This window comes from Pseudomonas sp. BS3767 (assembly GCF_900099665.1).
Taxonomy (GTDB): domain Bacteria; phylum Pseudomonadota; class Gammaproteobacteria; order Pseudomonadales; family Pseudomonadaceae; genus Aquipseudomonas; species Aquipseudomonas cerasi.
Window position 1 is genome coordinate 183,436 of record NZ_FNCX01000008.1, and the last position, 23,869, is coordinate 207,304.

At 60.6% G+C, this 23,869-nt stretch carries 21 protein-coding genes; 11 read left to right on the forward strand and 10 right to left on the reverse strand.

What is annotated here, in order from left to right; genetic code table 11:
• Positions 1-21: 21 nt before the first annotated feature.
• Positions 22-855: a phosphodiesterase gene (locus BLR16_RS21455; protein ID WP_046720087.1), complete on the forward strand. Its 834-nt coding sequence runs from the start codon at positions 22-24 to the stop codon at positions 853-855.
• Positions 856-1,123: 268 nt separating this feature from the next.
• Here BLR16_RS21455 and BLR16_RS21460 read toward each other — a convergent pair whose 3' ends face one another.
• The 3 genes from BLR16_RS21460 to BLR16_RS21470 form a co-directional block, all read right to left on the reverse strand.
• Positions 1,124-3,040: a PhoX family protein gene (locus tag BLR16_RS21460; RefSeq protein ID WP_074807456.1), complete on the reverse strand. Its 1,917-nt coding sequence runs from the start codon at positions 3,038-3,040 to the stop codon at positions 1,124-1,126.
• An 81-nt stretch (positions 3,041-3,121) separates the two neighbouring features.
• Entirely contained in the window at positions 3,122-3,886 is a 765-nt protein-coding gene (locus BLR16_RS21465) for a TOBE domain-containing protein (protein WP_003372419.1), read from the reverse strand.
• A gap of 138 nt (positions 3,887-4,024) precedes the next feature.
• Positions 4,025-4,759 carry a ComF family protein gene (locus BLR16_RS21470; RefSeq protein ID WP_074807322.1) on the reverse strand — a complete coding sequence of 245 codons (735 nt, stop codon included), beginning with the start codon at positions 4,757-4,759 and terminating at the stop codon, positions 4,025-4,027.
• Positions 4,760-4,849: 90 nt separating this feature from the next.
• On the opposite strand from BLR16_RS21470, the gene bioB reads away from it, so the two are divergent.
• From bioB to BLR16_RS21520, 10 genes are all read left to right on the forward strand, one after another.
• A complete protein-coding gene (gene bioB, locus BLR16_RS21475) occupies positions 4,850-5,908 on the forward strand; it encodes a biotin synthase BioB (protein ID WP_003372416.1) in 1,059 nt (352 codons plus the stop codon).
• Between the two features lie 64 nt (positions 5,909-5,972).
• Positions 5,973-7,163 carry an 8-amino-7-oxononanoate synthase gene (gene bioF / locus BLR16_RS21480; RefSeq protein ID WP_074807325.1) on the forward strand — a complete coding sequence of 397 codons (1,191 nt, stop codon included), beginning with the start codon at positions 5,973-5,975 and terminating at the stop codon, positions 7,161-7,163.
• Complete coding sequence (locus BLR16_RS21485) at positions 7,156-7,887, forward strand: alpha/beta fold hydrolase (RefSeq protein WP_060708366.1); 732 nt, start codon at positions 7,156-7,158, stop codon at positions 7,885-7,887. Before bioF ends, BLR16_RS21485 begins: the two co-directional genes overlap by 8 nt.
• Positions 7,880-8,689 carry a malonyl-ACP O-methyltransferase BioC gene (gene bioC / locus BLR16_RS21490; RefSeq protein WP_074807328.1) on the forward strand — a complete coding sequence of 270 codons (810 nt, stop codon included), beginning with the start codon at positions 7,880-7,882 and terminating at the stop codon, positions 8,687-8,689. The genes BLR16_RS21485 and bioC overlap by 8 nt, the downstream gene beginning before the upstream one ends.
• Positions 8,690-8,714: 25 nt before the next feature.
• The gene (bioD, locus tag BLR16_RS21495) at positions 8,715-9,395 is read left to right on the forward strand and encodes a dethiobiotin synthase (protein WP_003372407.1); all 681 of its coding nucleotides are present in this window, start codon (positions 8,715-8,717) and stop codon (positions 9,393-9,395) included.
• A gap of 152 nt (positions 9,396-9,547) precedes the next feature.
• Complete coding sequence (locus tag BLR16_RS21500; RefSeq protein WP_003316196.1) at positions 9,548-9,844, forward strand: hypothetical protein; 297 nt, start codon at positions 9,548-9,550, stop codon at positions 9,842-9,844.
• 333 nt (positions 9,845-10,177) lie between these two features.
• Positions 10,178-11,983: a phenylacyl-CoA dehydrogenase gene (locus BLR16_RS21505; RefSeq protein ID WP_003432609.1), complete on the forward strand. Its 1,806-nt coding sequence runs from the start codon at positions 10,178-10,180 to the stop codon at positions 11,981-11,983.
• A gap of 377 nt (positions 11,984-12,360) precedes the next feature.
• A complete protein-coding gene (locus BLR16_RS21510) occupies positions 12,361-13,659 on the forward strand; it encodes a GGDEF domain-containing protein (protein ID WP_044309144.1) in 1,299 nt (432 codons plus the stop codon).
• A gap of 169 nt (positions 13,660-13,828) precedes the next feature.
• Positions 13,829-15,607 (forward strand): acyl-CoA dehydrogenase C-terminal domain-containing protein, encoded by a 1,779-nt coding sequence (locus tag BLR16_RS21515; protein WP_024662885.1) that lies wholly within the window; start codon positions 13,829-13,831, stop codon positions 15,605-15,607.
• A 403-nt stretch (positions 15,608-16,010) separates the two neighbouring features.
• Positions 16,011-16,172, forward strand: a complete 162-nt coding sequence (locus tag BLR16_RS21520) for a YqaE/Pmp3 family membrane protein (RefSeq protein WP_002555565.1) — start codon at positions 16,011-16,013, stop codon at positions 16,170-16,172.
• 55 nt (positions 16,173-16,227) lie between these two features.
• On the opposite strand, the gene BLR16_RS21525 is transcribed toward BLR16_RS21520, so the two are convergent.
• From BLR16_RS21525 to pqqF, 7 genes are all read right to left on the reverse strand, one after another.
• Positions 16,228-18,054 (reverse strand): S9 family peptidase, encoded by a 1,827-nt coding sequence (locus BLR16_RS21525; protein ID WP_003432614.1) that lies wholly within the window; start codon positions 18,052-18,054, stop codon positions 16,228-16,230.
• Positions 18,017-19,186 (reverse strand): pyrroloquinoline quinone biosynthesis protein PqqE, encoded by a 1,170-nt coding sequence (pqqE, locus tag BLR16_RS21530; protein ID WP_003372397.1) that lies wholly within the window; start codon positions 19,184-19,186, stop codon positions 18,017-18,019. Before pqqE ends, BLR16_RS21525 begins: the two co-directional genes overlap by 38 nt.
• Complete coding sequence (gene pqqD / locus BLR16_RS21535) at positions 19,179-19,463, reverse strand: pyrroloquinoline quinone biosynthesis peptide chaperone PqqD (RefSeq protein ID WP_002555562.1); 285 nt, start codon at positions 19,461-19,463, stop codon at positions 19,179-19,181. Before pqqD ends, pqqE begins: the two co-directional genes overlap by 8 nt.
• Positions 19,460-20,215, reverse strand: a complete 756-nt coding sequence (pqqC, locus tag BLR16_RS21540; protein ID WP_003372394.1) for a pyrroloquinoline-quinone synthase PqqC — start codon at positions 20,213-20,215, stop codon at positions 19,460-19,462. Before pqqC ends, pqqD begins: the two co-directional genes overlap by 4 nt.
• A gap of 8 nt (positions 20,216-20,223) precedes the next feature.
• The gene (gene pqqB / locus BLR16_RS21545) at positions 20,224-21,135 is read right to left on the reverse strand and encodes a pyrroloquinoline quinone biosynthesis protein PqqB (RefSeq protein ID WP_058416069.1); all 912 of its coding nucleotides are present in this window, start codon (positions 21,133-21,135) and stop codon (positions 20,224-20,226) included.
• 88 nt (positions 21,136-21,223) lie between these two features.
• Positions 21,224-21,298: a pyrroloquinoline quinone precursor peptide PqqA gene (gene pqqA, locus BLR16_RS21550; protein WP_003422658.1), complete on the reverse strand. Its 75-nt coding sequence runs from the start codon at positions 21,296-21,298 to the stop codon at positions 21,224-21,226.
• A gap of 135 nt (positions 21,299-21,433) precedes the next feature.
• A complete protein-coding gene (pqqF, locus tag BLR16_RS21555) occupies positions 21,434-23,722 on the reverse strand; it encodes a pyrroloquinoline quinone biosynthesis protein PqqF (protein ID WP_074807332.1) in 2,289 nt (762 codons plus the stop codon).
• Between the last annotated feature and the right edge of the window lie 147 nt (positions 23,723-23,869).

Consider the following 23,869-nt stretch of genomic DNA (forward strand, 5'->3'; position numbering starts at 1 on the left):
GTTTTTCGTAGAGAGATTATTTTGAATCGTCCGTTTCTTATTGCTCAGATCAGTGACCTGCACCTCAAAGCCGACGGGCGCCTGACCTATGGCGTGGTCGATACCCTGGGGGCGCTGCGCCGCGCGGTCGCGCACATCAATGCCAGCAAGCAGCGCCCCGACATCGTGGTGATCAGCGGTGACCTGGTGGACTTCGGTCGCGAGGACGAATACGCCGTGCTCAAGCCCGAACTGGAGCTTCTGCAGATGCCGTTCTATCTGGTACCCGGCAATCATGACGATCGGCACAACCTGCTGGCCGCGTTTGCCGAGCAGGTGTACCTGCCGTTGTCGGCCAGCGGTCCTCTGGACTGGGTCGTTGAGAAATACCCGGTGCGCCTGATCGGCATGGACACGACCATTCCCGGCGAGCATGGCGGGCAACTGGATTATTGTCAGCTGGACTGGCTGCACGCACAGCTGTCCCGTCGTCCTTACGTGCCGACCGTGATCGTCATGCACCATCCGCCGTTCATTACCGGCATAGGGCACATGGACCGCGAATCCTTCGGCAACGCATCGGCGCTGGAGCGCGTGATCGCCCAGCATCCGCAAGTGGAGCGTTTGCTGTGCGGACATTTGCATCGACCGATGCAGCGACGTTTCGGAGGCAGCGTGGCGAGCATCTGCCCGGGCACCTCACACCAGATCGTCCTCGACCTCGACGAAGCCGCGCCTGCGCATTTCAATCTGGAACCGGCAGGTTACGTGCTGCATCGCTGGCATTCGGAACAGGGGTTTGTCAGTCATAACGCCGTGTTCGGCGACTATGAAGGGCCATACCCGTTCTACGATGTGAACGGGTTGATTGATTAATTGATTGCTCATCGCTCCCACGCTCTGCGCCCGGCGTGATACTCAAGTCTTGATGAGCCCGGAAAGCGGGGCTCGACGCGCAGTATCAGGCGGAGTAAAGATCCTTGTGGGAGTGAGCTTGCTCACGAAGACGGTGTTTCAGTCGATGCATTTTCGACGATCATACAGCCCTCTTCGCGAACAAGTTCGCTCCCACGGCCTCCGGCCAGAATCAATAGCAGACCTTTATATAACGATGAGCGATCTGCGTCCTCTTCCTGATTGCCGATCAGGCGCCGATAACGCCGCCATCTTCCCGGGTGATGACCATCACCGATGAGCGCGGTTTACCGTTGGGCAAATGCTCGGGGAAGGTAGAGCCACCGTTTTCACCGGGATGCTGGATGCCGATGAACATCGTCCGGTAGTCAGGCGCAAAGCTGATGCCGGTGATTTCGCAACCGATCGGGCCAACCAGAAAACGGCGGATCTCGCCGCTGGCCGGGTCGGCACAGAGCATCTGGTTGTTGCCCATGCCAGCGAAGTCACCCTTGTTGCTGGAGTCGCCGTCGGTCTGGATCCACAGCCGACCCGATCGATCGAAACTCAGGCCGTCCGGGCTGTTGAACATGTTCTGCGCGTTGATGTTGCTCGACCCGGCCTGTGGCGTACCGGCATGTACGGTCGGGTTGCCCGCGACCACAAACAGGTCCCACTCGAACGCCATCGCCGACGCATTGTTGCCGCCTTCGCGCCAGCGCAGGATCTGCCCGTACTGGTTCTTGGCGCGTGAATTCGGCCCGCCAACCGGCTGACCTTCGTCGCCGCGCTTGATGTTGTTGGTCAGCGTGCAATAAACCTGGCCATCCTTGGGGCTGACCACGATCCATTCCGGGCGGTCCATGCGCGTGGCCTTGACCACGCTGGCGGCCAGCCGTGCATGAATCAACACTTCAGCCTGATTGGCGAAACCGGCAGCGGCATCGAGGCCGTTCTTGCCGTATTTCAGTTCGATCCACTGGCCGTTGCCCTTTGGATGGTCCGGGTTGCCGTTGCCAGCGTCGAATTGCGCCACGTACAGGGTGCCGTGGTCCAGCAGGTCGCGATTGGCTTTCGGGTTCTTGCGATCGATCCGGTCGCGGCTGATGAATTTGTAGATGAACTCGCCACGCTCGTCGTCGCCCATGTACACCACGGCGCGCCCGTCCCTGGTCTGCGTGAAGGCGGCGTTTTCGTGCTTGAAACGCCCGAGTGCCGTGCGCTTGACCGGCGTCGATTCGGGGTCGAACGGATCGATCTCGACCACCCAGCCATGGCGATTGACCTCGTTGGGGTTTTTCGCCACGTCGAAGCGCGGGTCGTGCGGGTGCCAGTTGATCTCTTTACTGGCAGCCACGACGCCATAGCGCTTCATGCCCGCATCGAATGTCTGCTCCGGGTTGCTGCTGCCGAAGCAGTCGGTGAAGTTCTCTTCACAGGTCAGGTACGTGCCCCACGGTGTCTGGCCGCTGGAGCAGTTCTGGAAAGTCCCCAGGACGCGGGTGCCGGTCTTGTCGGCGTCAGTCTTGAGCCATTCGTGACCGGCCGCCGGGCCACTCAGCCTGATCGGCGTATTGCCATGCACGCGACGGTTGTAACGCGAGTCCTGCACGAACTGCCATTTGCCGTTTTTCTGCTGTACCTCGATCACTGACACGCCTTCTGCGGCGAGTGCCTTGCGCACTTCTTCAGCCGATTGCGGCTCCTTGCCATGCTCGAAGAGGTAGCGGTAGTTGGTGTATTCGTTGTTGATCGCCAGCAAAGCACGGTCTTTGCGACCCCGCATCGGGAACAGGCACATGCCGTCGTTGTTGTCGCCGAACTGCACCTCCTGAGCCTGGGCGGTACCCTTGCCACTCGGGTCGAACGCCGGACCGCCCGCTCGCAGAGGCTGGCCCCAACTGATCAGTACCGAGGACGTGTAACCTGCTGGCAGGCTGATGCTGTCGGCGGTGGCAGCAGGAATGCTCTGGAAGCCGAGCAATCTGCCAGACGCCGCGCTGACGCTGTTGGCCAGAGCGGTACGGCTGAGCAAGTTGCCGCCGAGAAACATCGCAGCGCCGCACAATGCGCCCGCGCTGATGAAACCGCGGCGGGTGAGGCCGACCTTGTCGGCGCCGACCAGGTTTTCCAGGTCAGTGGTCTGGTTTTCTTCTAATAGTTTCATCATCACGGCTCCCTCGAATATGGCAGCCACCTTAGTGCGCACATATTACGAAATTGTGTCGTGGTGATGACCTGCCAGCGCTTACAACGGTATACCCAGCAGTACCAGTGAAGCTGCAAATCTTGCCTGCACCGTGGTGCCGGTTTTCAACTGTTGTGCATGCAGGTGCTCAGGTGTCGCCAGGGCGCACAGCGTCTGGCCGCCGGGGAGTGTGATGCGTACTTCGCTCGGGCCATCTTCAGCGTCGGTCACGCTGTCGATTCGGCCGATCAGACAATTGTTTCCATTTGTTTCTTCGCTGCGGTCTGCGTGCAGTTCCAGCCAGCCGGCCTTGATCAGTGCAACCACCTCCGTGCCGTTTTCCAGTTCCAGACGCAGGGTGCTGTCATGGGTGACCTGTGCTTCGATAAACACCTCGTCCGCCAATTGCAGGCGAACCTGATCGTTATGCCCCTGGCGGGTGATGCTGACGATCCGCCCCAGCAACTGATTGCGTGCGCTGGTACGCAGGGTCAGGCGATTGAGCAGGTCAAGGTCACTGCTGTCTTCGGCCGCTTCCAGCACCTGGGCCTGCAAGGCCTGGACGCGCTGATAGAGACGCAGCACTCGCTCGCCCTCGACCGACAACTTCGCGCCGCCACCGCCGCGCCCGCCGACACTGCGCTCTACCAGCGGTTTTTGCGCCAGATTGTTCAGCTCGTCGATCGCGTCCCAGGCCGCCTTGTAACTCAGCCCTGCGCTTTTCGCAGCGCGGGTGATCGAGCCCTGTTCGGCAATATGCTGCAACAGCGCAATGCGTTGCGGGCGACGGACCATGTGTTGCGTCAGCAAGGTGGGGAGGGCCATGGAAATCCGGGGCGGTCGAGTAGGAGTGGGCAGTATGATCGCTCTCGCTCATGGCGTCGAAACCGGACGCGGAGCGTCCCGAAAGGCATTACCACGCTGGAGCGTGGGAACGATATTAAACCAGGCGCGTAGGGGCCATTAGTCACCCGGCTTGGGCGTGCGAGCCAGGCAATACACGTCCACCCGCCGCGCACCGGCCTTGTTCAGCAGTCGCGCAATGACCTCTGCCGTCGAACCGGTGGTCAGAACATCATCGACCAGCGCCAAGTGCTTGCCCTGTACCCAATCGGGATCAACCAGGGTAAAGGCGCCGCGCAGGTTGCGCCTGCGGGCTTTCGCGTCCAGGCCCTGTTGCGCGGTTGTCTCCCGGCTGCGTAACACATGCTCTTCGTCGACGGGCAGTTGCAGCTGTTTACCCAGCCAACCGGCCAGCATTGCCGCCTGATTGTAGCCGCGCTGGCGCAAGCGTTTGTTGGCCAGCGGCACTGGAATGAGGCAGTCGGGGCGCGGCAGGTCTTCCTCGAAACGGTGCTGCAGGTATTGCGCGCACAGTTCCGCCAGCAGTCGTCCCATGGGCCATTTACCGTTATGTTTGAAGCGGGTGATCAAACCGTCGACCGGGAAATCGTACAGCCAGGGCGCGATGACCTGAGCAAAGCCGGGCGTTTGCTTGCAGCATTGCGCGCAGCTCATGCCTGAACGCGGTAACGGCAGCGCACAGCACACGCAGGCGTTGCCCAGCCACGGCAGTTCTGCTTCGCACGGCACGCAAAGGGGCGTGGGCACCTCACTGCGTTCATCGCATAACAAACAGGATTGTTTGTTTTTTAACCAGATGTAAACCTCATGCGGGTAGCTGGGTTGACAGCGCATGGCTCTTCCTTAAATATGCCCGACATCCGTGTAGCGCATGGGGTCTTTCCCGCCCTCGCGCATTGCCCAGAAACACCAAGGAGCCGCCCGATGAGCGCCAGCACCACCGCCACTTTGCGTCACGACTGGACTTTAGCCGAGGTCAGGGCGCTGTTCGTACAGCCATTCAATGACCTGCTGTTTCAGGCGCAAACGGTGCATCGCGCTCACTTCGACGCCAACCGCGTGCAAGTTTCCACGCTGCTGTCGATCAAGACCGGCGCCTGCCCGGAAGACTGCAAGTACTGTCCGCAGTCCGGCCACTACAACACCGGTCTCGAGAAAGAAAAGCTGCTGGAAGTGCAGAAGGTGCTTGAAGAAGCCGCGCGTGCCAAGGCCATTGGCTCGACCCGCTTTTGCATGGGCGCGGCCTGGAAGCATCCTTCCGCCAAGGACATGCCTTATGTGCTGGAGATGGTCAAAGGCGTGAAAGCCATGGGCATGGAAACCTGCATGACCCTGGGCCGCCTCGATCAGGAACAGACCGAAGCGCTGGCCACCGCGGGCCTGGACTACTACAACCACAACCTCGACACCTCGCCGGAGTTCTACGGCAGCATCATCACCACCCGGACTTACAGCGAGCGCCTGCAAACCCTGGCCTACGTGCGCGATGCAGGGATGAAGATCTGCTCCGGTGGCATTCTGGGCATGGGCGAGTCCCTCGATGACCGCGCGGGGCTGCTGATTCAACTGGCCAACCTGCCTGAGCACCCGGAGTCGGTGCCGATCAACATGCTGGTCAAGGTCGCCGGTACGCCGCTGGAAAACGCCGAAGATGTCGACCCGTTCGATTTCATTCGCATGCTCGCCGTGGCACGGATTCTCATGCCGAAATCCCACGTGCGTCTGTCCGCCGGTCGCGAAGCGATGAACGAGCAAATGCAGGCACTGGCGTTCTTCGCCGGGGCCAACTCGATTTTCTACGGCGACAAGCTGCTGACCACCGCCAACCCGCAGGCCGACAAGGACATGCTGCTGTTCTCGCGCCTGGGCATCAAGCCCGAAGCAGGCGAAGGGCATGCCGACGAAGTGCATCAGGCCGCCATCGAACAGGCGCTGGTCGAGCAGCAAAGCAGCTCAATGTTCTACGACGCTGCCTCTGCCTGATCCGTTGAATGGGCCGGCCTGTTCCGGCCCGTTTTGAATTGTCATCTTCCGGTTCGGGGCCTGCATGTCTTTCGATCTCAGCAAGCGCCTCGATGCCCGGCGCGACGCACACCTCTATCGCCAGCGCCCGCTGCTGCAAAGTCCGCAGGGGCCGCAGGTCATCGTCGACGGCCAGCCGTTAATGGCGTTCTGCAACAACGATTATATGGGGCTGGCCAATCATCCCGAGGTGATCGCCGCCTGGCAGGCAGGTGCCGAGCGCTGGGGCGTGGGAGGCGGGGCTTCGCATCTGGTGATCGGCCACAGCGCGCCGCACCATGAACTGGAAGAAGCGCTGGCCGAGCTGACCGGTCGCCCGCGCGCCCTGTTGTTCTCCAATGGCTACATGGCCAACCTTGGCGCAGTGACGGCGTTGGTCGGGCAGGGCGATACGGTGCTGGAGGACCGTCTCAACCACGCCTCGCTACTGGATGCCGGTCTGCTCAGCGGTGCACGGTTTTCGCGCTATCTGCACAACGATGTGAGCAGCCTGGAAGCCCGCCTGGAAAAATCCGTGGGCGATACCCTGGTAGTCACCGACGGGGTGTTCAGCATGGACGGCGACATCGCCGATCTGCCCGCGCTGGCCCGTTCGGCGAGGGCCAAAGGGGCCTGGCTGATGGTGGATGACGCTCACGGCTTCGGCCCCTTGGGTGCCAACGGCGCCGGTATCGTCGAGCACTTCGGCCTGAGCATGGATGAGGTGCCGGTGCTGGTCGGCACCCTGGGCAAGTCGTTCGGCACTTCCGGGGCGTTTGTGGCCGGCAGTGAAGAGTTGATCGAAACCCTGATCCAGTTCGCCCGGCCCTACATCTACACCACCAGCCAGCCGCCCGCGCTGGCCTGCGCCACCTTGAAAAGCCTGCAGTTGCTGCGTACCGAGCATTGGCGTCGCGAGCATCTGACGCGGCTGATTCAGCAGTTTCGTCGCGGTGCCGAGCAGATCGGGCTGCAACTGATGGACAGCTTTACCCCGATTCAGCCGATCATGATCGGTGATGCCGGTCGGGCGTTGCACCTCTCGCAGTTGCTCCGTGAGCGTGGCCTACTGGTCACCGCCATTCGCCCGCCTACTGTGCCTGCGGGCAGCGCGCGACTTCGTGTGACCTTGTCTGCCGCGCACAGCGAAGCCGACGTGCAGCTATTATTGAACACTCTGGAGCAGTGCTACCCGCTGCTGGATGCCAGCCAATCCTCGGAGCCTGTTCATGCGTGATCGTCTGATTCTGTTGCCAGGCTGGGGCCTTGGCGTTTCGCCGCTGGAGCCGCTTGCTGCTGCGCTGCGTGGGCTGGACGAGCACTTGCGGGTTGAAGTCGAGCCATTGCCGGATATCGACAGCTGCGACTTGCCGGACTGGCTCGACGAACTGGACAGCAACCTGCCAGACGACGCCTGGCTGGGCGGCTGGTCATTGGGTGGCATGCTCGCGGCTGAACTGGCGGCGCGGCGCGGCGAAGGTTGTTGCGGATTACTGACGCTGGCCAGCAACGCCTGTTTCGTCACCCAAGGTGCGTGGCCGAACGCAATGCCCGCGCAGGATTTCGAGGCATTTCTGGCTGGCTGTGCCGATGATCCGGACCTGACCCTCAAGCGTTTCAGCCTGTTATGCACGCAAGGCGCAGAAGACCCGCGCGGTCTGGCGCGGCTGCTCAAGGCCGGCGCACCGCACCTGTCGAAAACGGCGTTGATCGACGGCCTGAAAATACTTCGGCAACTCGACACCCGCAGCGCTTTGCAAACCTATCGTGGCCCGCAACTGCACCTGTTTGCCGGGCTGGATGCCTTCGTGCCCGCTGAGGCGGCAAGTGATCTGCTGGCCTTGTTGCCGGATGTCGAAGTGGGGCTCATCGAGCAGGCCAGTCATGCCTTCCTGCTGGAAAACCCTCACGGGGTGGCGGCTGCGATCCATGCCTTTCTGCACGAGCTGGACGATGACTGATCTTTCAATCCCCAAACCACCTTCTGTCTTGCCTGACAAACGTCAGGTCGCCGCGTCGTTTTCCCGCGCGGCAGGCAGCTATGACAGCGTTGCCGAACTGCAGCGCAACGTCGGTAATGAACTGCTCACGTGTTTGCCTGCGCAATGCAATCCGTCTCGCTGGCTGGATCTAGGCAGCGGCACCGGCTATTTCAGCCGGGCGCTGGCGCAGGCTTTCAATGGCAGCGAAGGCATTGCACTGGATATCGCCGAAGGTATGTTGCGTCACGCCCTACCCTTGGGTGGCGCACAGCACTTTGTTGCGGGTGATGCCGAGCACCTGCCGCTGCGTGACCAGAGCTGCGGGCTGATTTTTTCCAGCCTCGCGGTGCAGTGGTGCGCCGATTTCACGGCGGTGCTCAGTGAAGCTCACCGCGTTTTGCAACCAGGCGGCGTATTTGCCTTTGCCAGCCTGTGTGTCGGCACGCTGTACGAGCTGCGCGACAGTTGGCAGGCAGTGGACGGCCGGGTGCATGTGAACCGTTTTCGTCATGAGGATGACTATCGTCAGCTGTGCGCGGCGAGCGGCCTGCAAGTGCACAGCCTCGATGTTCGCCCGCAGGTTTTGCATTATCCGGACGTACGCAGCCTGACGCACGAGTTGAAGGCGCTCGGTGCGCACAATCTCAACCCCGGACGACCCAATGGCCTGACCGGGCGCGAGCGGATCATGGGCATGGTTCAGGCCTATGAAGGCTTCCGCCAGGACGCCGGACTGCCCGCTACCTATCAAGTGCTGTACGCGGTGCTTGAAAAAAATTGACGGACTGACAGGAAAGACTGCTGAGATGACTGCTGCCTACTTCATCACCGGGACCGATACCGACGCTGGCAAGACCACGGTGGCTGCGGGTTTGCTGCATGCTGCCCGAATGTCCGGCCTGAGCACGGCAGCCGGCAAGCCCGTTGCCTCCGGTTGTTTTGTCACGCCACAGGGGCTGCGCAACCCGGATGCTCTGGCGTTGCTGGCCGAGTGTTCTGTCGAGCTGGATTACGCTGAAGTCAACCCGCTGGCTTTCGAACCGGCCATCGCTCCGCACTTGGCAGCACGCGAAGCTGGCGTCGCGTTGACCGTCGATTCGGTGCTGCAACCCATGCGGCAGATGCTCGCCAGACAGGCCGATTTCACCCTGATCGAAGGGGCGGGCGGTTGGCGCGTGCCGCTGTCCGGGCAGAGCACATTGTCCGACCTGGCCATTGCCTTGGACTTGCCGGTGATTCTGGTGGTGGGCGTGCGTCTGGGCTGCATCAATCATGCGGTGTTGACTGCCGAAGCGATTGCCCGTGACGGGTTGCGTCTGGCCGGCTGGGTGGCCAACATCGTGGATGCCGACACCTCGCGGCTTGAAGAAAACCTCGCCACGCTGGTCGAGCGTCTGCCTGCACCTTGCCTGGGGCGGGTGCCGCGCTTGAACGAGGCGAGTGCCGAAAATGTGGCGCAGTATCTCGATTTGAAGGTGTTGAGCTGACAGCGCCGCTATGTCGCTGACCGGCAAGACAGTTTTGGATTTTCAAGACTCAGGCTATCGTGCGGCCTAGTGCCATTAGTCTGTTTGTCGAGTATTTCCGGGCAAATGCTGCTTCAATGGGCGTGTTCGTTTTTTGAACTGAGGATCGGCTTATGCAAATCACCATGAACAACACCCTCTACCCAGGCCTTAGCGCAATGCAGGTCGGGCAAAGTCGTGTGGATCAGGCGGCCACCCAGATTGCCAGCTCCAATATCGAAGTGTCGGGCAGAAGCCAGTCCTCTGACTTTCAGCTCGAGAACCTGCGCTCTGTTGATCGCAGCCAGCGTTCCGACTTGCCGTCCAACATCGTCGAACTCGAGGCTGGAAAGGATCAGTTTGCAGCCGGACTGGCTGCGCAGAAAGCCAGCAATGAAATGCTCGGCACGCTGATCGACACCTACGCCTGATTTTCGTGCCAATTCCCGCCGTGCCATCCGCGCACGGCGTTGCCCTCTGAATTTCTCCGCATCATTGTCCTGTATCTCACCTGCACCCGGTTTCTCCCTCCACTAGACTTTTGCTTACGTTTCGCTCGCCCCCGCACGACGTACGCCTGCATGGCGTATGCATGGGCCGTGGACGAATGGTGCGTGCTTCGCTATTGACAAGGTTTGGGCGTAAACGTATGTTTCAAACACCTGTTTGACCGCGAGGCATACGAGATTGTCTGGCGCTTGAGGGTATCTCTCCAGCGACCGCCCGGTCATTCGTTCCAGGATTCATCAGCAGAGGTTATCGCTATGCCTGACTACAAGGCCCCCTTGCGTGATATTCGTTTTGTTCGTGATGAACTGCTCGGCTATGAAGCGCACTATCAGAGTCTGCCAGCCTGTCATGACGCCACTCCGGACATGGTCGACGCCATTCTGGAAGAGGGTGCCAAGTTCTGTGAGCAGGTGCTGGCACCGCTGAACCGTGTGGGCGATACCGAGGGTTGCACCTGGAGCGAGTCGGGCGTGAAGACGCCGACCGGCTTCAAACAGGCTTACAAACAGTTCGTCGAAGGCGGCTGGCCAAGTCTGGCGCATGACGTTGCGCACGGCGGTCAGGGTCTGCCCGAGTCGCTGGGCCTGGCGGTCAGCGAGATGGTCGGTGAGGCGAACTGGTCGTGGGGCATGTACCCTGGCCTGTCGCACGGTGCGATGAACACGATCTCCGAGCACGGCACGCCCGAGCAGCAGGAAGCGTATCTGACCAAGCTGGTGTCCGGCGAATGGACCGGCACCATGTGCCTGACCGAGTCGCATTGCGGTACCGACCTGGGCATGCTGCGCACCAGAGCAGAGCCTCAGGCTGACGGGACCTACAAGGTTACCGGCACCAAGATTTTCATCTCCGCTGGCGAACACGACATGGCCGATAACATCGTCCACATCGTGCTGGCCCGCCTGCCGGACGCACCGGCTGGCACCAAAGGCATTTCGCTGTTCATCGTGCCCAAGTTTCTCTCGGCTGCCGATGGCGGCATCGGTGAGCGCAACGCCGTGAACTGCGGCTCCATCGAGCACAAGATGGGCATCCACGGCAACGCCACCTGCGTGATGAACTTCGATGGCGCTACCGGTTACCTGATCGGGCCAGCGAACAAGGGCCTGAACTGCATGTTCACGTTCATGAACACCGCGCGTCTGGGGACTGCACTGCAAGGTCTGGCGCACGCCGAAGTCGCCTTCCAGGGCGGCCTGCAATATGCCCGTGACCGCCTGCAAATGCGTTCGCTGACCGGCCCCAAGGCACCGGAAAAAGCCGCCGACCCTATCATCGTTCACCCTGATGTGCGTCGCATGCTGCTGACCATGAAGGCGTTCGCCGAAGGCACCCGTGCCATGGTGTACTTCACGGCCAAACAGGTCGACATCGTCAAGTACAGCGAAGACCCGGAGCAAAAGAAAGCTGCTGACGCGCTGCTGGCGTTCATGACCCCGATTGCCAAGGCGTTCATGACGGAAGTGGGCTTTGAAGCCGCCAACCACGGCGTGCAGATCTACGGCGGCCACGGCTTCATTGCCGAGTGGGGCATGGAGCAGAACGTTCGCGACAGCCGGATTTCGATGCTGTACGAAGGCACCACCGGTATTCAGGCGCTCGATTTGCTGGGCCGCAAGGTGCTGATGACCCAGGGCGAAGCGCTCAAGGGCTTCACCAAGATCGTTCACAAGTTCTGCCAGAGCAATGAAGGCAACGAAGTCGTTCAGGAGTTTGTGACGCCACTGGCTGCGCTGAACAAGGAGTGGGGCGACCTGACCCTCAAAGTCGGTATGGCGGCGATGAAGGATCGCGAAGAAGTGGGTGCTGCATCGGTGGACTACGTCATGTTCTCCGGCTATGCCTGCCTGGCGTACTTCTGGGCCGACATGGCGCGTGTTGCGGCCGAGAAACTGGCGGCCGGTACGTCTGACGAAGCGTTCTACCGCGCCAAGATCCAGACCGCGCGCTTCTACTTCCAGCGCATCCTGCCGCGCACCCGTACCCACGTGGCGGCCATTCTGTCGGGCGCTGCCAACCTGATGGACATGAAGGAAGAAGATTTCGGCCTGGCTTACTAAGCTTCGCTGGCGTCATGAAAACCGCCTGATCGCTGATCAGGCGGTTTTTTTATGGGTGCGTTTTAGCGCATCGCTGTATTCGAATCCCCAGCGAGACCTGGGAAGGCGTTCAGGCCCCGTGCATAGTCATGATGTTCTCCAGGACACCTCTCGTTCCTCACGCTCCGCGTGGGAATGCAGTTCGTGACGCTCTGTGTCACCCAACGCATGCCGACGCGGCGCATGGACGCAAGAAGCCCGCAATAAACATTTCCCGCTTCCTGCCGTTACAGAAATTAAGTTGTTTGTTGATCCTGCCGATGCATTGTTTGCTGGGGAGGGGCACAATGCCATCAGGTCAGCCAGTCATCCAGATGCCGGGTAGGAGATAACCCCTTTTGTTGCGTCCATCAGCTGCACGCTTGAGTCATTTTCTGCCTTCACTGGGCTTGCTGGTGGCGGGGCTTGCGGCTGCGTACGTAAAGGACCTGAACGTCTTCTTCACCTCGCTGTTCAACGTGCTTCCGACCCTGGTTCTGTTGTTGGGCGGCGCGTACTGCTGTGTTTACCGACGTCAGCGCGAGCTGTTTCTGATGCTCACGGTGTATATCGCCTACTACCTGCTCGATACCCAGACCGATTACTACCGTGACCACGGCAAGGTCCGCGAAGATGCGGCGGTGATCTTTCACCTGGTCTGCCTGCTGCTGCCGCTGCTGTTCGGGCTGTATGCAGCATGGGAGGAGCGAACGCATCTGTTTCAGGACATGGTCGCGCGGCTCGCGGTGCTGGTAGCGCTGGGCGGCGTGGCGGTGGGGCTTGAACAAAGTTATCCGGTCGAGCTGCAAGTCTGGCTGGCCGACATCCGCTGGCCTGTCCTGCATGGCGCATGGATGAGCCTGATCCAGTTGTCTTACGCGATGTTCCTCGTGTCATTCGGGGTGCTGATCTGGCAATACCTGGAAAAGCCGCGACCGCTGCATGCGGCGCAGATTGTCGGCCTGCTGGGTTTGTTCTGGGCGTTGCCCAAGACCTTCATCCTGCCGTTCACGCTGAACATCCTGTGCAGCCAGGTGATGCTGATGATTGCCGCTGCTGTCGCTCATGAGGCCTATCAGATGGCCTTCCGCGACGAGCTCACCGGGTTGCCTGGGCGACGGGCGCTCAATGAGCGCATGCAGCGTCTGGGTCGCAACTATGTGCTGGCGATGAGCGACGTGGATCACTTCAAGAAATTCAACGATACCCACGGCCATGATGTGGGGGATCAGGTGCTGCGTCTGGTGGCCAGCAAACTGTCGAAAATCACCAACGGCGGTGGCAAGGCCTATCGTTATGGTGGCGAAGAGTTCGCCATTGTGTTCGCCGCCAAAACTATCGATGAGTGCATGCCGCACCTGGAAGCCATCCGCGAGACCATCGCCAATTACGAGATTCAGCTGCGCAACAAGGACAGTCGCCCTCAGGACGATCAGCAAGGCCGGCAGCGCCGCAGCGGGGCGCAGTCAGGCAGTGTGTCGGTGACGGTGAGTATCGGCGTTGCCGAACGCCAGCCGGAGCATCGCACGCCCGAAGAGGTGCTCAAATGCGCCGACCAGGCGCTGTATGCGGCCAAGGGCGCCGGGCGCAATTGTGTGGTGGCTTACGGGCAGTTGAACCGACGTGGCGCTGTCCGCACAACTGAAGCGGCAACCTGAGCAAGCCCTTACACTTCCCGTGACCTGTTATGACTATTCAGTCATGACACGACCCTATGTCTCTGAAATGTTGTTCGGTTAGACTCGTGGAACTCGACTGCTGATCTGCGTCGCTGGATGCATCGATCGGCTTCCCAAAGCATTTCGATCCGTGTTCACGAGGTTTGCCATGGCTGACTATAAAGCGCCACTGCGCGATATGCGCTTCGTCCTCAATGAAGTCTTCGAGGTTTCAAAGCTCTGGGCTCAACTGCCCGAGCTGGCCGAAACCGTCGACGCTGAAACGGTCGAAGCCATTCTCGAAGAAGCCGGTAAAGTGACCAGCAAGACCATTGCGCCGCTGAGCCGCAACGGTGACGAGGAGGGCTGCCACTGGAAGGACACCGTCGTCACCACACCTGCAGGTTTCCCCGAGGCCTATAAGACCTACGCTGAGGGCGGCTGGGTCGGTGTAGGCGGTAACCCCGAGTTTGGCGGCATGGGCATGCCCAAGGTGGTGTCGGCTCAGGTCGAAGAGATGCTCAACTCTGCCAGCCTGGCGTTCGGTCTGTACGCGATGCTTACGTCCGGCGCCTGCGTATCGATAGACACCCACGCCAGTGAAGCGCTCAAGACCAAATTTCTGCCCAATATGTATTCGGGCGTCTGGGCCGGGTCTATGTGCCTGACCGAGGCCCACGCTGGTACGGATCTGGGCATGATTCGCACCCGCGCCGAACCCCAGGCGGACGGCGCTTACCAGATCACCGGTAGCAAGATTTTCATTACCGGTGGCGAACACGATCTGACCGAAAACATCATCCATCTGGTGCTGGCCAAGTTGCCGGATGCACCGCCTGGCCCCAAAGGCATCTCGCTGTTTCTGGTGCCCAAGTTCATGGTCGCTGACGACGGCAGCATCGGCGAGCGCAACACCGTCAGTTGTGGCTCGATCGAGCACAAGATGGGCATCCAGGCGTCTGCAACGTGTGTGATGAACTTCGACGCCGCCACCGGTTACCTGATCGGTGAGCCGAACAAAGGGCTGGCGGCGATGTTCACGATGATGAACTACGAGCGCCTCGGCGTCGGTATCCAGGGCCTGGCCTCTGGCGTGCGCTCTTATCAGGCCGCCGTCGAGTATGCGCAGGACCGTCTGCAGAGCCGCGCCCCGACCGGTGCGCAGAACAAGGACAAGGCCGCTGACCCGATCATCGTCCATCCTGACGTGCGTCGCATGCTGTTGACCATGAAAGCCTTCAACGAAGGCGGTCGGGCGTTTTCCAGCTACGTGGCTCTACAACTGGATATTGCCAAGTTCAGCGAAGACGATGCCGCGCGCAAGCGTGCCGATGATCTGGTAGCGCTGCTGACGCCTGTCTCCAAGGCGTTCCTGAGTGATATCGGTCTGGAAACCACCGTGCATGGTCAGCAGGTATTCGGCGGCCACGGTTACATCCGCGAGTGGGGCCAGGAGCAACTGGTGCGTGACGTGCGTATCACGCAGATCTACGAAGGCACCAACGGCATTCAGGCGCTGGACTTGGTCGGGCGCAAGATCGTCGGTTCGAATGGCGCTTTCTATCAGCTGTTTTCCGATGAAGTCCGCCAGTTCATCAGCGGCTCGGACAACGCGCTCGGCGAGTTTACTCAGCCGCTGAGCAAAGCCTTGAACATGCTGGATGAGCTGACCGGCTGGGTGCTGGATCGCTCGCGTAACAACCCCAATGAAATCGGCGCAGCCTCTGTGGAATATCTGCATCTGTTCGGATACACGGCGTATGCCTACATGTGGGCCATGATGGCCAAGGCAGCACTCGGTAAAGAGCAGCAGGAGGAGTTCTACGCAAGCAAGCTGGGTACTGCACGCTTCTACTTCGCACGTCTGCTGCCGCGTATTCATTCGCTGGATGCCTCGGTGCGCGCGGGTAGCGAGTCGCTATACCTGTTGAAGGCGTCACAATTCTGACTTGGAAAAGCCTTGTAAGCATTTGCTTACACTGCGTGGTGCCAATTGACCTCTTCCCAAGAAAGGGATCCAAAGTTAATCTTTGTTCATGGACGTAGCGCAGGACGCGCAACAAGACATAACAGGGACACGTAGGGAAGCCTGCCAGGATGGCGGGGTGAAAGGGAAATCAGGGAAACAGTCTGGAAAGCCCCGCTTCGGCGGGGTTTTCTTTGTTTGCGTTTTGACGATTCTGTTTTCTTTCCGCTCGCAGCACACGATGCTGTGCCCGCAGTGCAACGCTTGTCCTGATCCTCTCCCGAGAAAGAATAATGGCGCGGTGCCAGAGCCGGTTGAACCCTCACCGCCGGCCAGGGTCGATTAGCTGTATGGCCAATCAGAGCCAATCAATCAGGAGCTTTCCATGGACATCATTCGTATCATTTTCGCCATCCTGCTGCCCCCGGTAGGCGTGTTCATGCAAGTAGGCTTTGCTGGCGCTTTTTGGCTGAATATCCTGCTGACCCTGCTGGGTTACATCCCGGGCATCATCCACGCGATCTACATCATCGTCTCGCGTAAGTAACACCTCGTCGCACTCGTTGATCGTTCCCTGATGCGGGAACGATCACACGGCTCGATCAAGCATCCAGCACATCCCGATAGAAACGCCATTCCTTCTCCAGCGCATCTGCCAGGTTGTTCGCCTTGCGGAACCCATGGTGCTCGTCCGCGTAGAAGTGCGCTTCGGTCTTGATTCCGTTGTCTTGCAACGCCTTGAGCATGGACCGGGTCTGTTCCGGAACCACCACGGCATCCAGCTCGCCCTGAAAGAAGATGACCGGCACGCTGATGCTGTCTGCGTGCAACAGGGGCGTACGAGCCTGATAGCGCTCGATGTCCTTGTCGGGATCGCCGATCAGCCAGTCCAGATAATCACCTTCGAATTTATGCGTCGCCCTGGCCAGTGCCACCGGATCGCTGACGCCGTACAGACTGGCACCCGCGCGGAATACATCGTGGAAGGCCAAGGCGCAGAGCGTGGTGTACCCACCCGCACTGCCGCCGCGAATAAACGCCTGTCGTTCGTCAATCAGGCCGCGCTCGGCCAGATGTTTCACGACTGCACAGGCATCTTCGACGTCCGCCACGCCCCAGGTGAGGTGCAGGCCTTGCCGGTACACCCGACCGTAGCCGCTGCTGCCGCGATAATTGAGGTCTGCCACGGCGAAGCCGCGGTGTGTCCAGTACTGAATGCGTGGGTCCAGCACCGGATAGCAGGCAGAGGTCGGGCCGCCATGGATGAACACCACCAGCGGCGGTTTCTCCGCGCCGGTCATGGCCGGATAGAAGTAACCATGAGCCTCGGCCCCGCCACTGGGGTAACGCAATGTCTGAGGACGGCTGATCTGGTTGGCCGGCAGCGGCGACCCGCCTCCGGCAAGCACCTGAGCACTGCCGTCGTGGCGAGAAATAGCCAGTACCGCCGAGGTGCTTACGGCTGAGGCCGCGATGCAATAGACGAACTCTTCGTCAATGGCGAGGCTGCGAAAGCGGCTGTAACCCGCGCTGAAATCCTCGACGCTGCCGTCGGCCTGACAAAGCCCCAGAACACTTGAACCGTCTTCGAACCAGCTCGCCAGGTAACCATCGTTGATCGGCAGCCAGGTGCAGCTGCCCATTTGCCAGGGCGCGGAGGCATGATCCGCCGGGCGGGCTGAAAGCGGCGCAAACCCGGAAGGTGATTCGCCCCACGGCTGCCAGAAACCTGCACGATCTGTCAGGCAATACAGCCGCCCGTGGGCATCGAAGCGCGGTTGTTGCAGTGACTCTTGCGCGCCGTCGCCTGCGATGCACTGCGCAGTGGCCCAACTGCCATCGTCCTGTTTCGTCGCAGACATCAAGCGGGTGCTGGTCCACGGCTGATGCGGGCGCTGCCATTCGATCCAGGCCAGGCGTCTGCCGTCGGCGCTGACAATCGGCGATGAGTAGAAATCAGCGCCTTCGGCCAGCAACTGGCGCTTGCCGTCAGCCAGCTCGATAGCCACCAGTCGATGCGTGTTGTGGTCTTCTTCAACGGCCAGAATCTGGCCGCCGCTGAAGAACACGCCGCCGTAGCGCTTGTCGCCCTCGGTCAGCGCCACCGGCTCGCTGGCATCCAGTGCCTGTCGATACAGTTGCTGGTCGCGCTCGTTGACGAAGACTACGGCGTCGTCGGCGAGGCAGAACGAGCCACCACCGTATTCATACACCCGACTGCGCACGCTGAAGCCTTGTGGCGTCAGGCAGCGCTTGCTGTTGGCGTACCAGTGCCAGATACGGCTGGCGCCGTCTTCGGGGCGGTATTCGTTCCAGAACAGGCCCGCCGAGCTGACATCCAGTTCGGCGAAGTCGACGCCTGCAGCGACCGCTTGGGCGGCGCTCAGGCGTTCAGGAGGATTTTGCGATGAGTCGTGAGTTTCGGTCATTGCGAAAGGCCAGCTCTTCAATGGTTTGAGTAGCGGTTTCGGACTCGTCACGAGCCTGAGTGATGATCCCGTGGTGATAGGATTTGCTGCACACCGGGTCGGCATTGGCGGCGTCGCCGGTCAGCATGAAGGCCTGGCAGCGACAACCGCCAAAGTCCTTTTCCTTCTCGTCACACGAACGGCAAGGCTCGGGCATCCAGTCGTAACCGCGGAAGCGATTGAAGCCGAACGAGTCGTACCAGATGTGCTGCATGCTGTGATCGCGCACGTTGGGGAACTGGATCGGCATCTGCCGTGCGCCGTGGCAGGGCAGCGCTGTGCCATCCGGTGTCACGGTCAGGAAGATATTGCCCCAGCCGTTCATGCATGCCTTGGGACGCTCTTCGTAATAATCAGGCGTGACGAAAATCAGCTTGCACGGATGATTCTCTGCCTCCAGCCGGACGCGGTATTCATTGGTGACGGCTTCGGCGCGGACCAGTTGATCCTTGGTCGGCAGCAGGCCGAGGCGATTCAGGTGCGCCCAGCCATAGAACTGACAGGTTGCCAGTTCGACGAAATCCGCCTCCAGCGCGAGACACAGCTCGATGATCTTGTCGATGCGGTCGATGTTGTGTCGATGGGTGACAAAATTCAGCACCATCGGGTAGCCGTGCTTTTTGACCGCCTTGGCCATCTCCAGCTTTTGCGCGAAGGCTTTTTTCGAGCCGGCGAGCATGTTGTTGACCTGCTCGTCGCTGGCCTGAAAGCTGATCTGGATGTGGTCCAGGCCTGCTTCCTTGAAGGCGATGATCTTTTCTTCGGTAAGGCCGATGCCCGAGGTGATCAGGTTGGTGTAGAAGCCCAGACGCCGGGCCTCGGCGATCAGCTCGGCGAGGTCCTGGCGCACCAGCGGCTCGCCGCCGGAAAAACCGATCTGCGCCGCCCCCATTTCCCGCGCTTCCTGCATGACCTTGAACCACTGTTCAGTGCTCAGCTCCTGGCCCTGTTTGGCAAAATCCAGCGGGTTGGAGCAATACGGGCACTGCAACGGGCAGCGATAGGTCAGCTCGGCGAGCAGCCACAGGGGCAGCCCCACCTCGGGAGTGGGCGGTATGTACGGGGTGTTGGTGACGGGGGCCAGGTCAGACAAGATCGATCCAGTTTTTCTTTTTGGCGCCTTCCATGAACTCGTCGACGTCCATGCCCAGTTCGGGAACATTGGGGAACTGCTGCTGAAGCTCATGAATGATGGCGGTGATGGTGCGCTTGCCATCGATCAGCCCGCCAATCAGGGCCGCGCTGTCATTGAGTTTGATCATGCCTTCAGGGTAAAGCACCACATGCGCCTTTTGCGCAGGCTCGTACTGAAAGCGATAGCCTTGATGCCATTTGGGTGTCAACGCTCGGAACTGCGGATCGTGCTTCATAGCGTAATCCCCTTATGCCAGACCCTTTGGTCTGTGACGCTGTGATACGGCGGGCGGTTCAACTCGTAGGCCATGGACATCGCATCGAGCATGCTCCACAGGATATCGAGTTTGAACTGCAGGATTTCCAGCATACGCTGCTGACCTTCGTACGTAGTGTAGTGCTGTAACGTGATGGCGAGGCCGTGCTCTACATCGCGTCGGGCCTGACCCAGGCGAGTGCGGAAATACTCGTAGCCGGCCGGGTCGATCCACGGGTAGTGCTGCGGCCAGCTGTCCAGGCGCGACTGATGGATCTGCGGTGCGAACAGTTCGGTCAGCGAGCTGCTGGCAGCTTCCTGCCAGTTGGCGCGGCGGGCGAAGTTCACGTAGGCGTCGACGGCAAAACGCACGCCTGGCAGCACCAGTTCCTGCGAGCGCAGTTGGTCCGGGTCGAGCCCCACGGCCTGGCCGAGGCGCAGCCAGGCTTCGATGCCGCCGTCTTCGCCGGGCGCACCGTCATGATCGAGCAGGCGCTGAATCCACTCGCGACGGATCTCGCGATCCGGGCAGTTGGCCAGAATCGCCGCGTCCTTGAGCGGAATGTTCACCTGATAGTAGAAACGGTTGGCGACCCAGCCCTGAATCTGCTCGCGGGTTGCACGACCCTCGTACATCGCCACATGGTACGGGTGATAGATGTGGTAATAGGCACCCTTGGCGCGCAAGGCCTGTTCGAATTCGGCGGGGGACAGCGCAGTCGATTCGCTCATGTCAGCTCCTAAAGCTCGATGCTCATGCCATCGAAGGCCACTTCGACGTTGCGACGAACCAGCTCCGCACGTTCCGGGGAGTCTTCGTCGAGAATCGGGTTGGTGTTGTTGATGTGGATAAGCACCTTGCGCTGCTCGGGAAAGCCTTCGAGGACTTCCAGCATGCCGCCGGGGCCGTTCTGTGCCAGATGGCCCATTTCCCGGCCGGTACGCGTGCCCACGCCACGGCGCTGCATTTCGTCGTCGTCCCACATTGTGCCGTCGACCAGCAGGCAGTCGGCGTCACGCATTTTCTCGGCCAGTGCGTCATCGACCTTGCCCAGGCCCGGGGCATAGAACAGCTTGCCGCCTGTACGGGTGTCTTCGACCAGCAGGCCGATGTTGTCGCCCGGGTGCGGGTCGAAACGGTGTGGCGAGTAGGGCGGGGCGGCGCTGCGCAGCGGAAAGGGCGTGAAGCGCAGGTTCGGGCAGGCCGGAATCACAAAGCTGCCCTGTAATTCGATGCGGTTCCAGGTCAGGCCGCCGTTCCAGTGCTTGAGCATTTCGAACAGCGGGAAGCCGGTACTCAGGTCCTCATGGACCATGTCGGTACACCACACCTGATGCGGGCAGCCTTCACGCAGGCTGAGCAGGCCGGTGGTGTGGTCGATCTGGCTGTCCATCAACACGATCGCGCTGATGCCGGTGTCGCGCAATGCGCGCCCGGGCTGCATAGGCGCAAAGCCCTGCAATTGCGCGCGAATGTCAGGTGAGGCGTTGCACAGCACCCAGTTGATACCGTCGTCGGACAGCGCAATGGACGACTGGGTCCGCGCATGGGCACGCAGGCTGCCGTCGCGAAAACCCGCGCAATTGACGCAGTTGCAGTTCCACTGGGGGAATCCACCGCCAGCAGCAGAACCTAGAATCTGGATGTACATGACAGCTCCTGGGACACGCTCTGAAATAAAAAACAGCCACAACCATAAAAAAAGCCCCGGCGAACCGAGGCTTCACAGCGCACTGAAATCAACGGCTTGCGAAGTACATGGTGACTTCAAAACCGATACGCAGATCAGTGTAAGCAGGTTTAGTCCACGACATAAAAATCTCCTCGGATAAGTGCAGCGGTGGGTGACTACATCTTAGTGCATCGCTGGAGGCATACGTTCAGATGCTTAGGGAGCTATGTTACTCATTTTCACAATTCAGCAGGGCTAGAATCTGCATGAAAGACCGTTACCGTTCAGGTAAGGATTGCGGAACGGCCGCGCTGGCAGGGCGATTGGCCACGATCAGCCAGCCTCCTGTGGCGTTGATCAATTGATCCGCAGAGGCCAGCAACGAGTGTGTATCCAGATTTGACAGAGCGCGCTGCAAGGTCTGCGCATGGTCACCCCGGTGCCCGGCGAGGTGTGCCTGCCACTGCAGGTCGGCACGCTGTTGTTCCGGCAGGCTCGACGGCTCGAACTGCGCTGCAAGGGCTTTGGTCTGCTCAGGCAAATCTGCATCGCGGACCCACTGCGGCAATCCGCCGATAAAGGCCTCGATGTGCGCAAACAGTTGCTGGGCATTGCAGGTGGGTGATTGCACGCCGAACAGCAAACCGGTCCGTCCGTCGATCTGCCTGAGGCCACTGAACACCGCGTAACCCAATTGCAGTTCGACCCGCAGCCGCTGATAGAACGGCGCTTGAGCCAGGTGCGCGAGCAGACGCCAGGCCGCTTCATCTTCGATGGAAGTCGTGGGCGCGGGGCAGAACACCAGCACGGCGTCTTCCGGGGAGGACGATGCTTCCGTCGCCCAGTGCTTGCCAGCGCGAATGGCTGGCAGATCGTGTGGGGAAGTTCGCTGAACGCCGGGTGCTGCATTCAACACCGCGTCCAGCATTGACTGGCTGGCCTGTTCAATACCGCTGGTGAAACTGCTCCAGCGCGAAGCCGCCCATACGCCTGGCAGGTCGCTTATGCTCGCCTCCGACCCATTGCGCAGGAAGTGATCGGCAAGCTGCTTGAGCAACTGACGAATCGGGATCAACACCGGCTCGTCGTTTTCCTGTGCGTGGGTATCGGGGTGTTGCAAGCGCTGCAGGCTTTGTTTCAGGACCGCTGGCATCGGTTCGCGCAAACCGTTCAATTGAAGCTGCCAGTACGGACCGTACGCGGTGAAGGTCAGGGTTACTCCGGCCTGACGTGCGTCTTCGACCAGTGGCTTGAGCGCCGTATCGAGCGTCCGCCAAAGAGCGGGCTGCGGGGATGGCAGTTGCCAGCGCAGGTACAGCGCGGCTTCAGCGGGGTCGTCCGCTGCCGTATGAAGAAACGGATTTGGCGCTGGCAGGCACCAAGTGACCGGCTCTGGAACGAGGTTATCCACATCAGCGGTGAGCTTCGCCAGTAATGCGCTTAACGCTTTTTGGCCTTGCTCGCTCAACTGCGCGGGCGTTTCGCGACAGTGATGGTTTGCCAGAGCCAATGCTCCGCACATCTGCAGACGGCGTCGTTCGAGGCGGTGGTATTCCTCGATTTGCGTTGGCCAGTGAGCTTTGAAAAAACCGAGCCAGCTGAAAAGCAGGCTACTGATAGCGGTCGCGTTCGCCGGATCGCCTTTAAACTCGATATCCAGCAAAAGCTGCCCATCGAACTGGTACAGCGGCGCGGCGTTCAATGAGGTGCAAAGGCCCCTGCGCACCAGCTCGGCGACCAGTCCGCCAGGCTGCGCGGCATTGAGCCAGTGACAGAAGAAGGCCACCGCTTCGTCAGTTTTGTCTGGCAAGTCCTCGAAGGCAAACAGCAGATGGTTTTGCTCGCCAGCCTGTCGAGGGCTGGCCATCAATGCTGGAGGCGGGCGCTGTGTGACCTTCATTCCGGTGGCGAAAACCGCGCCGTGGTTTATCGCCAGCGCCTGCAGTTCAGCCACCGGCAGCGGGCCACTCAGGCACAGGGTCATCTGCCCGGCCTGATAGAAGCCTCGATAAAAGTCTTTCAACGCTTGCTGAAAAGCCGGGTTGGGCACTGACAGGCTGTAGCGATTGCCGGCGTGAAAGCCACGCAGTGGATGCTGTGGGTTGATCGCTGCCAGCAGGCGCGCCTGATCGCCGGATGCGCTATCGCCGCGCCAGGCGATGAATTCGGCATGCAGCACTTCGCGTTCGCGTAATTGATCTGCGGTGTCCATGCGCGGCCGGGCAAGCATGTCGCATAGCCGCTCCAGCCCTTGGGCGAAGGCCGCTTGCGGCAATTCGAAGAAGAAGTCAGTGGTGCGCTCACGGGTACTGGCATTGACCTGCCCGCCATGACGCTGCACGAAGGTCATCAGGTTATCCCCGGCCGGGAAGCGTTCGGTGCCGAGGAAAAACAGATGCTCCAGAAAATGCGCCAGCCCCGGCCACGCTTGTGGCGCATCGTGACTGCCGGCTGCCACGCGCAATGAGGCCGCACAGCGCTTGAGCCGTGGCTCGTGACACAGCACCACATTCAAGCCGTTGGCCAGCGTGAGGCGTTGAGTGTCGGCGGCGTGTGCGGCAGGCATGAGGGGCGTCCGGAAAGCTGTGCGAGGCGAGGCGTCATGCTAGCGGATTAACAGACCCGTTCGCGAGCCTGCTGCTCAAAGCTGCGAAATAGAGGACGCAGAGCGTCCAGAACGGCATGCCAACGCAGAGCATTGGCACGATAGGCA

Bases quoted from the DNA above. Each gene is read 5' to 3' on its own strand.
- BLR16_RS21460 (WP_074807456.1), bottom strand. From the start codon at position 3,040: ATGAAACTATTAGAAGAAAACCAGACCACTGACCTGGAAAACCTGGTC.
- BLR16_RS21465 (WP_003372419.1), bottom strand. From the start codon at position 3,886: ATGGCCCTCCCCACCTTGCTGACGCAACACATGGTCCGTCGCCCGCAA.
- BLR16_RS21470 (WP_074807322.1), bottom strand. From the start codon at position 4,759: ATGCGCTGTCAACCCAGCTACCCGCATGAGGTTTACATCTGGTTAAAA.
- bioB (WP_003372416.1), top strand. From the start codon at position 4,850: ATGAGCGCCAGCACCACCGCCACTTTGCGTCACGACTGGACTTTAGCC.
- bioF (WP_074807325.1), top strand. From the start codon at position 5,973: ATGTCTTTCGATCTCAGCAAGCGCCTCGATGCCCGGCGCGACGCACAC.
- BLR16_RS21485 (WP_060708366.1), top strand. From the start codon at position 7,156: ATGCGTGATCGTCTGATTCTGTTGCCAGGCTGGGGCCTTGGCGTTTCG.
- bioC (WP_074807328.1), top strand. From the start codon at position 7,880: ATGACTGATCTTTCAATCCCCAAACCACCTTCTGTCTTGCCTGACAAA.
- bioD (WP_003372407.1), top strand. From the start codon at position 8,715: ATGACTGCTGCCTACTTCATCACCGGGACCGATACCGACGCTGGCAAG.
- BLR16_RS21500 (WP_003316196.1), top strand. From the start codon at position 9,548: ATGCAAATCACCATGAACAACACCCTCTACCCAGGCCTTAGCGCAATG.
- BLR16_RS21505 (WP_003432609.1), top strand. From the start codon at position 10,178: ATGCCTGACTACAAGGCCCCCTTGCGTGATATTCGTTTTGTTCGTGAT.
- BLR16_RS21515 (WP_024662885.1), top strand. From the start codon at position 13,829: ATGGCTGACTATAAAGCGCCACTGCGCGATATGCGCTTCGTCCTCAAT.
- BLR16_RS21520 (WP_002555565.1), top strand. From the start codon at position 16,011: ATGGACATCATTCGTATCATTTTCGCCATCCTGCTGCCCCCGGTAGGC.
- BLR16_RS21525 (WP_003432614.1), bottom strand. From the start codon at position 18,054: ATGACCGAAACTCACGACTCATCGCAAAATCCTCCTGAACGCCTGAGC.
- pqqD (WP_002555562.1), bottom strand. From the start codon at position 19,463: ATGAAGCACGATCCGCAGTTCCGAGCGTTGACACCCAAATGGCATCAA.
- pqqC (WP_003372394.1), bottom strand. From the start codon at position 20,215: ATGAGCGAATCGACTGCGCTGTCCCCCGCCGAATTCGAACAGGCCTTG.
- pqqB (WP_058416069.1), bottom strand. From the start codon at position 21,135: ATGTACATCCAGATTCTAGGTTCTGCTGCTGGCGGTGGATTCCCCCAG.
- pqqF (WP_074807332.1), bottom strand. From the start codon at position 23,722: ATGCCTGCCGCACACGCCGCCGACACTCAACGCCTCACGCTGGCCAAC.